Here is a 14,532-nt window from a genome sequence, read left to right as displayed (position 1 = left end):
GGGTATACTAACTGCACTATTTTGCGTGCTGCAAGCAGGTATAGATGATGAAGAGGCTGTAGCAGTATATTTTGGATCAATCTTCATTTTTGGAGGCCTGGGGCTAATTGTATCTTATGTTGTAGAGAAAAAATGGCTTGATCAGCACAACAACTAAAATTACGGTAAGAATGTTTTTAGAGAGCCTGCTCATATTTGAGCAGGCTTTTATATTTTGTATCGCACAATTCGTCATCTCGAATGCATGTGAGAGATCTCTTCAACCTGCATAACCAAGAGATCTCTCACATGCATTCGAGATGACGGAAAGAGTGGAGGATACGACGACATGTGCTGACTTTTGTCAACCCAAAGTCAACAAACATTTTCTATATAAAATTAGATATAAATTAATCAATCGATTGATTAATTTTGCCTCACAATTTGATTACATGGAAAAAGCAGATAAGAGATCGAGTATTCTGGAGGCAGCTTCAAAGCTGTTTGCTGAATTAGGATATGAAGGTGCCTCAACCCGTCAGATTGCGAAAGAGGCAGGCGCAAATATGGCTATGATTAACTATTATTTTGGGTCAAAAGAAGGCGTATTCGTTGAAATGATGAATAACCGGATACAGGGATTCAAAGAGGAACTGAATAGCATTAGCAAAGACCGCCTATCGGGAATGGAAAAACTGTTAAAAGTAGTTGATGGCTATGCCACACGCATACTTTGCAATCACACTTTTCATAAAATGATGCATAGAGAGTTGTCTTTATCTCAAAGACCAGAAATGTTCATCACCATCAAAAATGCAATGGCCGAAAATCTGTTGGTTATCCAGCACATTATTGAAGATGGAATTGAAGATGGAAGCTTCAAAAAAGTGGATGTAAAAATGCTTATCGCTACTGTAATGGGAACCATAAGTTATGTAGCCATCTCCCCTTCTAAAATAACATCAGGAACTACGCTCGACATCAACAACAAAGAAGACCGAAAAATCATCACAGATCGTTTAATTACCCATTTAAAGGATCTCATCACTATTTATCTAACACCCCAACAATGATACGCAACACAATTAAATTAAGCCTTGTGGCTTTTCTGCTCCCTGGAATGCTATATGCCCAAAACATAAAAAAGCTAAGCCTACAGGAAGCAATTGAGTTAGGCATAAGTAACAGCAAGAATTTAAAACTATCACAAAGTAAAATTGATGAAGCTGTTTCTAAACTCGCATCAGTTAAAGACAACGCACTGCCTACAGCCAGTGCTTCCTTTTTATACAACCATGCCGAGATCCCCACTAATAAATTAAGCATTGGTGGCGCAGATCCAATTAATTTACCCAACAGAGCAGATGCATTTATAGGAACTGCCGCGGTGGAACAATTAGTATACGGAGGGGGTAAATTAAGGTATGCAGAAGCATCAACAAAATTGCTTACCGATGTTGCCCGTTTAGATGCCGATAAAAACAAAGAAGAAGTTAGCTACGCAGTAATAAACACTTACTATTCGTTGTTTAAAGTATTGCAAAGCAAAAAAGTAGTTGCCCAGAATCTGGAATCTATTGCCGGACAATTAAAGCAATCGCAGCGCTTTTTTGAGCAGGGAATAGTAACTAAAAACGATGTTTTAAGGTTTCAATTACAACAAGCCAATGTTTCGCTAACCGAAATGGAGATCGAAAACAACAGGAAAGTAATTAACTACAACCTGGATATTTTATTAGGGCTGGATGAAAACACGGAGATAGAAATTGCTGATCCGGATAATGCTTTAAAACCGGTTTCGCCATTAACATCATACATCGATTTGGCCTTATCCAACCGTCAGGAACTAAAACAGGCCGATTTGCAGAATAAGGTTGCAGATATGAACATCAAATCCATTCAGGCAAATACAATACCTACAGTTGGTGTTGGCGCAAACTTGTACTACATTAACCCAAGCGGGAAATTTATCCCTCCAACCAATCAGTACATTGTACCAATGACGCTTGGAGCCAATATTTCATGGAATATCGGAAGCTTATGGACCAATAAAAACAAAGTAACCGAAGCTCGCATTCAACAGAAAAATGTAGGTATCCAAAAAGATATTTTATCAGATCAGGTGAAAACGGAGATCAACAAAAATTATCAGGATTATCAACTGGCTTTAAATAAAATAAAAGTGCTTGAAACTTCTATTGCACAGGCTACTGAAAACGACAACTTACTGGCTTCGAAATACAAAAACAATGTTGCCTCAGCCATCGAYCGCATTGATGCAGAAACGTTGCTTTACCAAGCCAAAATCAATTTAGAATTAGCTAAAGCAGATGCCGGACTGGCCTACTATACGCTATTAAAATCAACAGGAAAAATCGCCCAATAACTACCATAACAAATTACAGCAATGACAACTGAAAAGAAAAAGAAAAACAAAGTTATACCAATCATATTAGGGGTATTAATTGTAATTGGAGCCATATTTGGCACCAAAGAGTATATTTACTACAGCAAACACGTTGATACGGATGACGCACRGATTGATGGAGACATTAGCCCGGTAGTTGCACGTGTTGGAGGCTATGTAAAGGAAATTAAATTTGAAGAAAACACCGCTGTAAAAGAAGGCGATATCTTGGTTAAGCTTGATGATAGCGATTACAAAGTAAAGCTTGAGCAGGCCATGGCCGGACAAAAAGGTGCCAGTGCTGGCGTGGGTGTTTCTGAATCACAAATTGCGGCCACTGCAGCAAATACAAGTACTGCAAGGGCTAATATTGAAGAGGCAAGAGTTAAATTATCATTAGCCCAAAAGGATTACGATCGTTATGCAAACCTGATTAAAGATGGCTCTATTACCCAGCAGCAATTTGACCAGGCTAAGGCGCAAAAAGAATCGGCCCAAGCTGCATTTACTGCCGCTAACGACCAATATACTGCCGCAGTTAAGCAGGTTGGTACTACTCAGTCGCAGTTAGCAGTAAGCAATACTGGAGTTAGCCAGCATCAGTCGGAAGTTGATTTTGCTAAATTGCAGCTATCATATACCGACATTAAAGCACCGGCAACAGGAATTGTTTCTAAAAAGAATGTTCAAAAAGGGCAGCTGGTACAGGCCGGTCAGTCTTTGTTTTCTGTTGTAAATGAAAACAGTATTTATGTTACTGCAAACTTTAAAGAAACCCAGCTTGAAGAAATCAATCCCGGGTTAAAAGTTAAGGTAGAGGTTGACGCTTATCCGGATGCCGATGTACAGGGAGAGGTTTACAATTTTGCGCCTATTACCGGTGCAAAAGGCTCTTTGTTACCTCCCGACAATGCTACAGGTAACTTTGTAAAAGTAGTACAACGTGTGCCCGTAAAAATAAAAATCACTAAAGCACCTAAAGAGATCATGGCAAAATTACGCCCTGGTATGAGTGTTAAGGTTTCTGTTTCTATAAAAGACTAAAAATGGCCGAGAAAGGTTTAAAAAAGTGGATAATAACCTTTACAGTGATCACAGCTTCCTTACTGGAGCTGATTGATACCACTATTGTAAACGTTGCTATACCCCAAATACAAGGTAACCTGGGCGCCACCCTAGAGGATGTTGCCTGGCTATCTACCGGCTACGCTGTAGCTAACGTAATCGTATTGCCTATGTCGGGATGGCTGGGTAGTCGTTTTGGCCGTAAAAACTATTTCCTGTTCTCTATTATACTTTTTACCGTTGCATCATTTCTTTGCGGAAATGCAACCAACCTCGAAGAGCTGATCCTGTTCCGTATATTACAGGGGCTAGCCGGAGGAGGCTTAATTTCAACTGCTCAGGCCATATTAATTGAGACCTGGCCACGAGAAGATGTTGGTATTGCCACAGCCTTGTTTGGATTGGGCGCCGTTGTAGGGCCTACTGTAGGGCCAACAATTGGTGGTTATTTGTTAGAGATCAGTTCATGGCCGTTAATTTTTTATGTAAATATTCCCGTCGGCATCCTGGCGGCCTATTGTACCTATATGTTTGTTCGAGAGACACCTAAGGATGGAAAGGGTATGCCTGTAGATTGGTGGGGTATTGCATTACTTGCCGTTGCAGTTGGAAGTTTACAGACCGTATTGGAAAAAGGCGAAAGTGAAGACTGGTTTGCCACCCCTTATATCACAGCACTTGCAGTTACATCTGTCCTTGGCTTACTGCTGTTCATTTGGAGGGAGCTGAGCACCGACCACCCTATTGTGAACTTTAAGATTATGCGCCACAGGAGCTTTTCAGTGGGTATGTTTACCTCGTTTATCCTGGGCTTCGGGCTTTATGGGTCCGTTTTCGTGTTCCCTGTATTTTGCCAGAATTTACTGGGCTTCTCGCCTCTCCAAACGGGCGAATTGTTGTTCCCTGGTGGTTTATGTACCATCGTGATGATGCCATTTATTGGGATTTTCCTTAAAAAAGGCATTCCGGCTCAGTTTATGGCAACCATCGGGATGTTCCTCTTCTTCGTATTTTGTTCTATGCTGAGTAAATCTACCCTGCAATCAGGTACCAATGATTTCTTTCTTCCTTTAATGATAAGGGGTGTTGGTATGGCATTATTGTTTGTACCGTTAACCACTTTGGCCATTCAGGATCTGAAAGGTGCCGAGATTGGACAAGGCTCTGGTTTGAACAACATGATGAGACAACTTGGCGGTTCATTTGGTATCGCTGCATTAACTACTTTGATACATGTTCGTCAGGGTTTTCACCGCAGCAATTTACTCGTAAACATTAATGAATATAACCCTGCATTTACCGATCGTTTTAATGGCTTTATAAAGAATTTTATGGCCAAGGGATATAACTATTTAGACGCAAAAGCTTTGGCCGCAAAGGCCGTTGAAGGTGTGGTTACAAAACAGTCATTACTGCTCACTTATAGTGATGCATATTGGGTGGCGGGACTGATCCTTTTATGTTCAATTCCGCTGCTGTATCTTCAAAAGTTCAAAAAGAATGTTGAAGTTCCGGCAGACTTACACTAAACAAAACAGCCGTTAAGAAAATCTTAACGGCTGTTTTACCCCAAAAAATTAACAATTAAATTGCTTCATTTATTGCGTTTCCGCCCTCAAATCAGCACATAAGTTTAAAAGGATTTGTTTAACCTCTATGGTACTAAGTTAGTTTTTTTTGCAAAAAAATCAAAATTAAATTAATAGCACTTTGGGGTCTTTTTTTTGAATCATTTTTGGTAGCTTAAGCGCGAAAAAATACCCTTTAAATATGATGCAGAAACAACGCGCAAAAGGTCAGAGAGAATCAGTATTTAACAACGAAGTAGTATCCAGATTTGAACTCTATAACAGCCTTTTCCTTACCCTTCCTTTTTACAAGATTAAAGATACCGGCACACTGTTGCCATTATTTATAAAATACTGTGAAGATGGTGTAAATAACCATGAAACTCCGGCAGAAATTATTAATGCTTTTTTCAAGAAGTATACGCAAAATAACGGAGCTAAGGACGTGATTGATCTTCTGTTCAGATTTATCCAATATATTGAGCGCCAGGTGGTGTTATTTGATGCTGTTGAAGATGCATCTTTTAACAAACTTAATGCTTCTGATGAGCATAATGCATTGCTTTCTTATCTAAAAAAAGGAATTGATGACAGCTCTTTAAATCAGAAAATAGAAAAACTGATTGAGGAATTCTCTTTAAGACTTGTTTTAACCGCACACCCAACTCAATTTTATCCCGGAAGCGTATTGTCTATCATCACAGACCTTACCGCAGCCATTAAAATTAACGACATCACCAGCATCCACCTTTTGCTTCAGCAATTAGGTAAAACGCCATTTTTCAATAAAAAATCACCAACCCCGGTTGATGAAGCGCTAAGTTTAGCATGGTACCTCGAAAATGTGTTTTATTTTGCTGCAGCAAATATCCAATCGGAAATAGACAAAAGCCTGAACGATTACAGCCTTGACTCTAAAAAGATTATAGAATTAGGTTTTTGGCCGGGTGGCGATAGAGACGGTAACCCTAATGTACATACCGAATCTACCGTGCAGGTATCAAAAATGCTTCGCCAGATCTTGTTCAGATGCTATTACCGCGATTTTAGAAACCTAAAGAGACGCATCACCTTTAGAGGTGTGGATGAGCCTATCGCGATAGTTCACGATGTATTATACAAAAATGCATTTGATCCGAATATTGAAATGGAAAACATTTCAGACTTTCTGATCGAACACCTGAATAAAATTAAAAACACACTGATAGATAGCCACGACGGCCTGTTTGCCGATATCGTTTCTGACCTGATCCGTAAGGTTGAGCTTTATGGCAGTCACTTTGCCTCACTTGATATCAGACAGGACAGCAGGGTATTAAGAGACGTGCATGCCTATTGCCGACAAAGTAAACCGATCAATTCTATGTTCCCTGAGAACTACGACAGCTTATCGGAAGAAGAAAAAATCAAGACCCTTTCCTTTAAAAGTGCCAGAGTATCGCATAGCGATAAGGCCGATTCATTGGTTCAGGATACGCTTCAAACCATTACTGAAGTGAAACAAATACAGCAAAGCAATGGAGAACTTGCCTGCCACCGATTCATTATCAGTAATTGCCAGCAAGCGAGCGATATTTTGCAACTCATAGAGCTTTTCTTATGGAATGGATGGGAAGAAGATGATCTTTCTATTGATTTTGTTCCGCTATTTGAAACAGTTCATGACCTTGCTGATGCGGCTACAATTATGGAAACCTTGTATTCTCATCCGTTTTACAAAAAACATTTAAAGAAAAGAGGGAATAAACAAGACATTATGCTGGGCTTCTCTGACAGCACAAAAGATGGTGGTTATTTAATGGCAAACTGGTCCATTTTTAACGCCAAGGTTGCTTTAACAGAAACGGCAAACAAACACAATATTCAACTTGCATTTTTTGACGGTCGCGGTGGTCCGCCTTCAAGAGGTGGAGGTAAAACGCACCGTTTCTATGCCTCTATGGGTAAAGAGATAGCTAATAAAAACATCCAGCTTACCATTCAGGGACAAACAATCAGTTCTCAGTATGGGTCTATAGACAGTGCCGAATTCAACATTGAACAATTAATAAACGCAGGTATTTCTGCGGGTATTAAGGAGAGACATAATATTTTATTAGATCCTGTTCATAAAAATCTTTTGGATATAATGGCGCAGGAAAGTTATGAATCATTTGTAGCCCTGCGTAAGCATCCATTGTTTTTAAGTTACCTGGAGAAATTCTCGCCACTTACTTTGTTGTCTAAAATTACCATCAGCAGCAGGCCGGTAAAAAGAAATTCTGGTGGCGCATTAAAACTGGAAGACCTGAGAGCGATAAGCTTTGTTACTGCATGGAGCCAGCTTAAACAGAATATTCCAGGATTTTATGGTATGGGTACGGCATTAAAAAGCCAGGAAAAAGCAGGAAACTGGGATAAGGTTGTTAAAACCTATCAGGAATCCGGCTACTTTAAAACCATCATAGACAACTGTATGATGTCTATGAGCAAGTCTGACTTTGCTGTTACGGCTCATTTTATAAACGACAAGGAATACGGTGCTTTCTGGAAGATTCTTTTTGATGAATTTACGCTTTCTAAAGAGATGCTTTTAAAGTTGGCGGGTCATGAGACACTAATGGAGAATTATCCTGTAGAAAAGCGCTCTATTGCCGTTAGAGAGAAGATCGTACTGCCTTTGGTGCTTATCCAGCATTACGCTTTAGAACAGCTACAGAACGAAATTACAGAGGAAGAAAAACAATCATATGAGAAGCTTGCCATCAGAACGGTATATGGCATTGTAAATGCCGGACGTAACCTGGCATAAGATGGTCCCGTCATCTCCTTTGATTAACCAAAGGAGATGACGGGCGGAATGACGAGTGTGCTAAAAAAGTTTAAGCAATAAAAAGGGGGATCTCACACTGAAATCCCCCTTTTTATTATGTTGCTAAATTAATGCCTGTCAATTGATCCCATTACTTTTTGACCAAATGCATTTAATGCATCTTTTTCAACTGCTCCTGCTTTTACGTTCTCATGAACTTCAAGCGCTCCGCAGATATTGGTGATCATCTCTCCTGCTACATCAATTTCTTCCTCACTTACCCCTCTGAATTCACAAAAAGCTTCTAAAACTGATAAAGTTGCCTCAAGATTTTCTGGAGTAGTATTTTGGAATAGCTGTCTTATAACCGGAATTTTCATTATTTTATTTTATTAAATAATTCGCTTAATACTTCTGCTTTGTTCGTTTGAACCTGATCTACCAAAACGCCGCCTTCAAAGGCTGCAAAAGTTGGTAAATTGTCAACCGTTGCCAGTTTACGTGAAGCCGGAAGTTTTTCGGCATCCACAATTAAGAAAGCAACATCTTCGTTTTCAGCAGCTAGTTTCTTAAACTTAGGCTTCATGATTCGGCAATTCCCGCACCACGATGCAGCATACTGAACCATTACTTTCTTGTTTTCAGCAACATATTGTTGAAGATTATCTTCTGTTAATTCTAAAAACATAATTTTTAATTGATTAGTTAGCGCTTAAATATTCAGCAACGCCAGTTCTGTTTGCATTCATTGCTTCTTTTCCTTCTTCCCAGTTTGCAGGGCAAACTTCGCCATGTTTCTGAACGTGAGCGTAAGCATCAATTAAACGTAAATATTCTTTAACATTTCTACCTACTGGCATATCGTTAACGCTTTCATGGAAAACTTTGCCGGTTTCGTCAATTAGGTAAGTTGCTCTGAATGTAACGTTTGATCCAGAGAAGATTTCGTTTCCTTCTTCATCATATTCAACCTCTTGCTCAACAATACCTAAAATGTTAGACAATTGTCTATGAGTATCTGCTAAAATTGGATAAGTAACGCCTTCAATACCACCATTATCTTTTGGAGTGTTTAACCATGCAAAGTGCACTTCGTTTGTATCGCATGATGCACCAATTACAATTGTATTTCTTTTTTCAAAGTCAGGTAAAGCTGCTTGAAAAGCGTGCAATTCTGTTGGACAAACAAAAGTAAAATCCTTTGGATACCAGAATAATAAAACTTTTTTCCCTTTGCTTACTGCTTCTTCAAATACATTGATCTTTAAATCGTCACCCATTTCTGACATCGCATCGATACTAACACTTGGGAATTTTTTTCCTACTATAGCCATAATTATATTTTGTGTTTTATTGTTGTTTTTGATGGTGCAAAGGTAAGCCTATCTGTACTCAAAAACAACCATATTCAAGATATAACAGATACTTAATCTTGATAGGCACATAGACACAAACTATAACACAGAAAAACAAATTAGTTTTTATCTATTTGTGTTTTACCTCATTATTCTTCCTGCTTTATCAGTATTAACAGCAAATGGTTTTAGATATTCGTTTACCAGAACGGCAAACTCTCTTCTTGTAATATTTCGCGCAGGATCGTATTCCGTTTTAAACTTATATACAGTTTTCCAGTTCTTCTTAATCTCGTCTTCGGTATTCTTTGGCGATTTCCCTCCCACATAACAAACAAGGTTTAGTGTTGCGCCGATAGTCATTTCGGGCTCCTTATGTTCATCAAACCAGATCTGTGCCTTATAATAATACTCCTTAACAGGTTCTTTTATTTCTGCGGTTGATACCGTCCGCTCCGGTTCAAAATTAGCCACTCCGTTAACTATATCTGCTTTTAAAAATCCCGAAAGACCCAGAAACTGAATAGATTTCCAATTGGTATCAGTTGGTTTAATATCTGAAAATGGCATTAGGGACAACTGGTACTTCATTAGCTCGCCCTGAATCTCCTTTAACGGAGCCTGAGAGGTTTTAGTTTTGAAAAAAGCAGCATAAGCAGCCACAGCTCCGGCAGCCTGTCCTGCGGCGATGCTTTCAATTCCTGAATTTAGCAGCACAAGATTATCCTGTTCAGGAATAAGCAGATCGCTTAGAAATAGCTGATTTGAGGACGTATTTCCTGTATGTTCACCAGAGGCAATACTTGTTCTGTAAAGATTGTTATTATAAGTAAGGGAATGCCACGACTTATTTACATTTTGCAAAGGAATAGCAGCATTAACCTTTCCTGTTTTATCCGCATTAACCATGGCAATAGCCTTTATTGTTCTGCCGTCACTTAGCTGCGCACTCCAGCCGCTTCCAGATCTTTTTAATTTTATCCAGTTCGCATTTTTTATTATTGTCAGGTTTTTAAGTGTGTCTGTCCATGATTTTATCGCGGAGTTGATTTCGGCTTTATCTTGGGGCTTTTGCCTCTTAATCAGGCTGGCTTCTATCCCAGAAGATAAATTCCCTGAGGCGAGTGTGGCTTCAAAATCTTCTCCCGGTAATAATAAAACTGTTTTAGCACCAGAAACACTTGATTGAATGCTTGCTGCCAATGCACCCCTGCCATTACCAATAACCAAAACCCCTGTTTTAACGGTCTGGGCATTCCCCAACTGGAGAAATAATATAGTGGCTAGTACAGTAAAAAATCCCCTTTTCATTTTGTATATTTATTTTACATGTGCAATATCCCTTAAATCAATCTATTTTCAATACAATAGTAATTAAGGACAATTAATTTAACCTATTTTAACAATTTTAGGCCGGTTTGGCAAGCTAACATGACGCAAACGATCAACTCTGTTTTTAATGCCCAGCAAGCGCATAAATATACGCTTAGGACCAGTAATGCCGCACAAAGAATTAATAAATTAAAGGCATTAAAGCGCGGTATAGAAAAGCATGAGGCTGAGGTATATGTTGCTTTACAGCAGGATCTTCGCAAAAGCCAGTTTGAAGCTGCCGTTACCGAACTGATTTTTACTTATGCTGAAATTGATTTTGCGATTAAGAACGTCAAAAATTGGATGAGGCCTAAATACATTGGCAAAACAATAACCAACCTTTTTGCAAAAAATAGGCTTTATTATGAACCAAAAGGCGTTTGTTTGATCATTTCGCCGTGGAACTATCCTTTTCAATTGCTGATGGCCCCCTTAATCTCTGCCATTGCAGCAGGGAACTGCGCTATATTAAAACCATCAGAGCTCAGCCCGGCAACCAGCTCAGTTATTGCACGGATTATTGCCGAATGTTTTGAAGAGCAGGAAATCTGCTGCTTTGAGGGCGATGCCTCGGTATCAACAGCTTTGCTTGAACTGCCATTCGATCATATTTTCTTTACAGGAAGCACCGCCATTGGAAAGGTGGTGATGGAAGCCGCTGCAAAAAACCTCACTTCTGTAACATTGGAATTAGGAGGGAAATCTCCTACTGTAATTGATGGTACCGCCAACTTAAAGAGTGCAGCAGAAAAGATTGCCTGGGGGAAATTGATGAATGCCGGACAAACTTGTATTGCACCTGATTATGTTTTTATTCCGGAAGAAAAACAAGCTGAATTTATTGGGCATTATAAGGAATCCGTAAACAAAATGTTCTGCAACGGGAACAATACCATCGATCACTCCGTTTATGCTAAAATTATAAACGACAGGCATTTTAAAAGATTAACAGGACTGATTGCTGATGCAACAAATAAAGGCGCCAATGTGGCGTTTGGAGGCGAAACAGACCAGGGAAATAACACCATTAGCCCTACGGTTCTTACGCGAATCAGCGATGATTCAAATATCATGAACGAAGAAATTTTTGGCCCTCTATTGCCAATCATTACTTATAAAAGTTTAGATGAAGTAATTGACCGCATCAACAAAAAAAGCAAACCGCTGGCCCTATATATATTTAGCGATAGCAAAGAGAACATCCACCGTATTATAGCAAATACCAGTGCAGGTGGCACCTGTGTTAATGATGTATTAATTCATATCTCAAACCCGAAATTGCCTTTTGGGGGGGTAAACGGAAGCGGCATGGGAAGTTGCCATGGAGAATTCGGCTTCAAGTCGTTCAGCCACGAAAGAGCTGTTGTTTTCCAATCTAAGTTAGATATGACCGGGATGATTTATCCTCCTTATTATGGCAAAGACTGGGTATTAAAGTGGCTGAAAAAACTAATGTGATTAGCCTACCTTAACAGAAGTCATGGTTAATGAACCGCCGACTGCCTTATCGTTAAATAACGAAACTTCCTCATTATCATTTTTCAGACCAAGGGTATACATTAAGGGCAGATAATGCTCCGGAGTAGGGATGGCCAGCATAGCCTCTTTACCAAGCGATTGATAGTTCATCAAGGGATTGTGCTCATTGTTTAGAATCAGGCTTTTAAACTTATCGTTCATTTGTAAAGCCCAGTCATAGCCTCCGCCATTTATCATTTCCCAGCTCATCATCCTAAGATTGTGAACCATATTTCCGCTCCCAAGAATTAAAACCCCCTTCTTTCTTAAAAGTTGCAATTCCCTGGCCAGCTCATAATGATAGCGCGCATCCTTGGTATAGTCGATGCTCAATTGCAATACAGGGATATTTGCCTCTGGGTACATGTGTCTTACAACAGTCCATGCACCATGGTCAAGCCCCCAGTCATGATCCAGGCCAACTTGCGTATGTTGTATAAGTCCTGCCGTTTCAGCAGCAAGTTCCGGATTTCCGGGTGCGGGATAAACTACATCAAAAAGTGCCTGTGGAAACCCGCCAAAATCATGTATAGTTTTAGGGAAATCCATGGCAGTAATGTGCGTGCCTTTGGTAAACCAATGTGCAGAAACCACCAGTACTGCTGTTGGAACTGGCATATTTTGAGCCATAGAGGCCCATTTGTTGCTAAACTCATTACCCTCAATCCCATTCATTGGAGATCCGTGCCCCACAAATAGAACAGGCATAAGGTTTTCCTGAATTGGCAACCCGCTTGTGAATGTTTTGAATTGAGATAAGTTAGTCATAATGAGTAGAAATTAATACAGGCCGTCTTATCCAGACGGCCTGTAAAATCAATTATTTTGCCTGAACAAATTCCAGGTTTAAGGCTATTTTAACGTCTTTACCTACACCCATTCCTGTTGGATCATATTTGATATTATAATCTAAACGATTAATGGTTGTGTTAGCTGAGAAACCTGCTTTGGTATTTCCTTGCTGATCTTTAGCTGTTCCGCCGAATACTACATTGAACTTAACATCTTTCGTTACATCACGAATTGTCAATTTTCCACTCAATTCATAGTTATTTCCTTTCAATTTTTTAAATGAAGTGCTTTCGAAAGTCATGTATGGAAAAGTTTCAGCATTAAAAAAATCATCAGATTTTAAGTGCTTATCGCGAGGTTCAACACTTGTAGAAATACTGTTTACATCAACTGAAAAGCTGATTTTTGCATCAGTTAAATCCTCTTTAGCTGCAGTAACTGCGCCATCAAACTTTTTAAATGATCCATCTACAAATGAGATTCCCATGTGTTTCACTGAGAAATTTATAAATGAGTGCATCGGATCTACCGTCCACTTTGTTTGTGCGAAAGACGCAACACTGATTGAAATTGCAACCAGGAATAAAAATACCTTTTTCATAATTTTTTTGAGTTTTAATTTTACAAAAGTACACCTCTGGGTTTTAGCCGGCCTTGATGTATGGTAAGAAAGATAATCAATAAAATTGAAGCTTCCCACATTTCAATAAAGCCATTTTTAACTTACCTTAGCTCCAAAGTAATATTAATGAACAGGATTCTAGCCTTACTACTATGTCTGGGTGTTTTCTCTGCTTTCGCTGCAAAGCCAAAACACCAATACGTTAAAATTAAAACGGATATGGGCGAATGTATAATCATGCTTTACAATGAAACTCCCCAGCACCGGGATAATTTTGTATCCCTCATTAAAAAGGGTGTTTTTGAGGGCACTTTATTTCATCGGGTTATCAAAAACTTCATGATTCAGGGGGGCGATCCGGATTCAAAAGTTGCAAAACAAGGGGAATTGCTGGGAAATGGAACTGTAGGCTATACCATTCCCGCTGAATTTAGAGACAGTTTATTTCATAAAAAAGGTGCGCTTGGCGCTGCAAGAGACGACAATCCCGAAAAGGCATCAAGCGGATCTCAGTTCTACATTGTTCAGGGTAAAAAATTTACAGATCAGGGATTAGATTCATTAGAAACGAATCGCCTCCATTTCAAAATACCGGTTTGGCAGAGAGAAGTCTATAAGAATTTAGGCGGCACACCACATCTGGACAGAAATTATACTGTTTTTGGTGAGGTTGTTCAGGGCTTAGATATGGTTGATAAAATCGCTGCTGTTTCCAGGGATTCAAACGACCGCCCCTTTGCTGATGTGAAGATGTCTGTTTCTGTATTAAAAAGGCGCGCAGCTAAAAAATTAGAAAAATTATATAATTTATGAAGATCATCTCTTACAATGTTAACGGCATTCGCTCTGCATCAACAAAAAATTTTTTTGGGTGGCTACAGTCAACCGATGCCGATATGGTTTGCTTGCAGGAAGTGAAGGCCCTGCCTTCTCAAATTCCGGAGATACTTGCCTTAATTGAGCAATTAGGGTATCATCACTACTGGTTTCCGGCAGAGAAAAAAGGATATAGCGGAGTGGCTATCCTTACCAGAATAAAACCAAATCATGTGGAGTACGGT

The 14,532-nt window shown here is 39.4% G+C and carries 14 protein-coding genes; 8 read left to right on the top strand and 6 right to left on the bottom strand.

The window, feature by feature from the left end; all coding sequences use genetic code 11:
* Positions 1-431: 431 nt before the first annotated feature.
* The 5 genes from AC1DDX_RS11220 to AC1DDX_RS11200 all read left to right on the top strand — a co-directional run bounded on the left by AC1DDX_RS11220 (position 432) and on the right by AC1DDX_RS11200 (position 7,810).
* Positions 432-1,052: a TetR/AcrR family transcriptional regulator gene (locus tag AC1DDX_RS11220; protein WP_172662310.1), complete on the top strand. Its 621-nt coding sequence runs from the start codon at positions 432-434 to the stop codon at positions 1,050-1,052.
* Positions 1,049-2,365: a TolC family protein gene (locus tag AC1DDX_RS11215; RefSeq protein ID WP_172662311.1), complete on the top strand. Its 1,317-nt coding sequence runs from the start codon at positions 1,049-1,051 to the stop codon at positions 2,363-2,365. The genes AC1DDX_RS11220 and AC1DDX_RS11215 overlap by 4 nt, the downstream gene beginning before the upstream one ends.
* Positions 2,366-2,386: 21 nt before the next feature.
* On the top strand, positions 2,387-3,430 hold the full coding sequence (locus AC1DDX_RS11210) for an HlyD family secretion protein (protein WP_477622046.1): 1,044 nt from the start codon (positions 2,387-2,389) through the stop codon (positions 3,428-3,430).
* A gap of 2 nt (positions 3,431-3,432) precedes the next feature.
* Positions 3,433-4,980 (top strand): DHA2 family efflux MFS transporter permease subunit, encoded by a 1,548-nt coding sequence (locus AC1DDX_RS11205; RefSeq protein ID WP_288881264.1) that lies wholly within the window; start codon positions 3,433-3,435, stop codon positions 4,978-4,980.
* Positions 4,981-5,221: 241 nt separating this feature from the next.
* Complete coding sequence (locus AC1DDX_RS11200; protein WP_172662314.1) at positions 5,222-7,810, top strand: phosphoenolpyruvate carboxylase; 2,589 nt, start codon at positions 5,222-5,224, stop codon at positions 7,808-7,810.
* Between the two features lie 128 nt (positions 7,811-7,938).
* Here AC1DDX_RS11200 and AC1DDX_RS11195 read toward each other — a convergent pair whose 3' ends face one another.
* The 4 genes from AC1DDX_RS11195 to AC1DDX_RS11180 form a co-directional block, all read right to left on the bottom strand.
* Positions 7,939-8,190, bottom strand: a complete 252-nt coding sequence (locus AC1DDX_RS11195; RefSeq protein WP_048908165.1) for a DUF6952 family protein — start codon at positions 8,188-8,190, stop codon at positions 7,939-7,941.
* The gene (locus AC1DDX_RS11190) at positions 8,190-8,498 is read right to left on the bottom strand and encodes a thioredoxin family protein (RefSeq protein WP_172662315.1); all 309 of its coding nucleotides are present in this window, start codon (positions 8,496-8,498) and stop codon (positions 8,190-8,192) included. The genes AC1DDX_RS11195 and AC1DDX_RS11190 overlap by 1 nt, the downstream gene beginning before the upstream one ends.
* Positions 8,499-8,511: 13 nt before the next feature.
* Positions 8,512-9,144 carry a peroxiredoxin gene (locus tag AC1DDX_RS11185; protein WP_172662316.1) on the bottom strand — a complete coding sequence of 211 codons (633 nt, stop codon included), beginning with the start codon at positions 9,142-9,144 and terminating at the stop codon, positions 8,512-8,514.
* A gap of 162 nt (positions 9,145-9,306) precedes the next feature.
* Positions 9,307-10,476 carry a hypothetical protein gene (locus AC1DDX_RS11180; RefSeq protein ID WP_172662317.1) on the bottom strand — a complete coding sequence of 390 codons (1,170 nt, stop codon included), beginning with the start codon at positions 10,474-10,476 and terminating at the stop codon, positions 9,307-9,309.
* 120 nt (positions 10,477-10,596) lie between these two features.
* On the opposite strand from AC1DDX_RS11180, the gene AC1DDX_RS11175 reads away from it, so the two are divergent.
* Positions 10,597-11,997, top strand: a complete 1,401-nt coding sequence (locus AC1DDX_RS11175) for an aldehyde dehydrogenase family protein (RefSeq protein WP_337717061.1) — start codon at positions 10,597-10,599, stop codon at positions 11,995-11,997.
* On the opposite strand, the gene ygiD is transcribed toward AC1DDX_RS11175, so the two are convergent.
* Together ygiD and AC1DDX_RS11165 are read right to left on the bottom strand one after the other, a co-directional pair.
* Entirely contained in the window at positions 11,998-12,825 is an 828-nt protein-coding gene (gene ygiD / locus AC1DDX_RS11170) for a 4,5-DOPA-extradiol-dioxygenase (RefSeq protein WP_288881272.1), read from the bottom strand. It abuts the gene before it with no gap.
* A 52-nt stretch (positions 12,826-12,877) separates the two neighbouring features.
* Positions 12,878-13,450 carry a YceI family protein gene (locus AC1DDX_RS11165; protein ID WP_172662320.1) on the bottom strand — a complete coding sequence of 191 codons (573 nt, stop codon included), beginning with the start codon at positions 13,448-13,450 and terminating at the stop codon, positions 12,878-12,880.
* Between the two features lie 147 nt (positions 13,451-13,597).
* On the opposite strand from AC1DDX_RS11165, the gene AC1DDX_RS11160 reads away from it, so the two are divergent.
* Together AC1DDX_RS11160 and AC1DDX_RS11155 are read left to right on the top strand one after the other, a co-directional pair.
* On the top strand, positions 13,598-14,284 hold the full coding sequence (locus AC1DDX_RS11160; RefSeq protein ID WP_288881274.1) for a peptidylprolyl isomerase: 687 nt from the start codon (positions 13,598-13,600) through the stop codon (positions 14,282-14,284).
* On the top strand, positions 14,281-14,532 hold a 252-nt coding region (locus AC1DDX_RS11155), incomplete at its 3' end, for an endonuclease/exonuclease/phosphatase family protein (RefSeq protein WP_477622045.1). The genes AC1DDX_RS11160 and AC1DDX_RS11155, both read left to right, overlap by 4 nt.

The organism is Pedobacter sp. 10L46_2 (assembly GCF_056395165.1).
This window is presented reverse-complemented; position numbering and strand designations above follow the sequence as displayed.

Coding starts and splice junctions, on each gene's coding strand:
- AC1DDX_RS11220 (WP_172662310.1), top strand. CDS start 432: ATGGAAAAAGCAGATAAGAGATCGAGTATTCTGGAGGCAGCTTCAAAG.
- AC1DDX_RS11205 (WP_288881264.1), top strand. CDS start 3,433: ATGGCCGAGAAAGGTTTAAAAAAGTGGATAATAACCTTTACAGTGATC.
- AC1DDX_RS11200 (WP_172662314.1), top strand. CDS start 5,222: ATGATGCAGAAACAACGCGCAAAAGGTCAGAGAGAATCAGTATTTAAC.
- AC1DDX_RS11195 (WP_048908165.1), bottom strand. CDS start 8,190: ATGAAAATTCCGGTTATAAGACAGCTATTCCAAAATACTACTCCAGAA.
- AC1DDX_RS11190 (WP_172662315.1), bottom strand. CDS start 8,498: ATGTTTTTAGAATTAACAGAAGATAATCTTCAACAATATGTTGCTGAA.
- AC1DDX_RS11185 (WP_172662316.1), bottom strand. CDS start 9,144: ATGGCTATAGTAGGAAAAAAATTCCCAAGTGTTAGTATCGATGCGATG.
- AC1DDX_RS11180 (WP_172662317.1), bottom strand. CDS start 10,476: ATGAAAAGGGGATTTTTTACTGTACTAGCCACTATATTATTTCTCCAG.
- AC1DDX_RS11175 (WP_337717061.1), top strand. CDS start 10,597: ATGACGCAAACGATCAACTCTGTTTTTAATGCCCAGCAAGCGCATAAA.
- ygiD (WP_288881272.1), bottom strand. CDS start 12,825: ATGACTAACTTATCTCAATTCAAAACATTCACAAGCGGGTTGCCAATT.
- AC1DDX_RS11165 (WP_172662320.1), bottom strand. CDS start 13,450: ATGAAAAAGGTATTTTTATTCCTGGTTGCAATTTCAATCAGTGTTGCG.
- AC1DDX_RS11160 (WP_288881274.1), top strand. CDS start 13,598: ATGAACAGGATTCTAGCCTTACTACTATGTCTGGGTGTTTTCTCTGCT.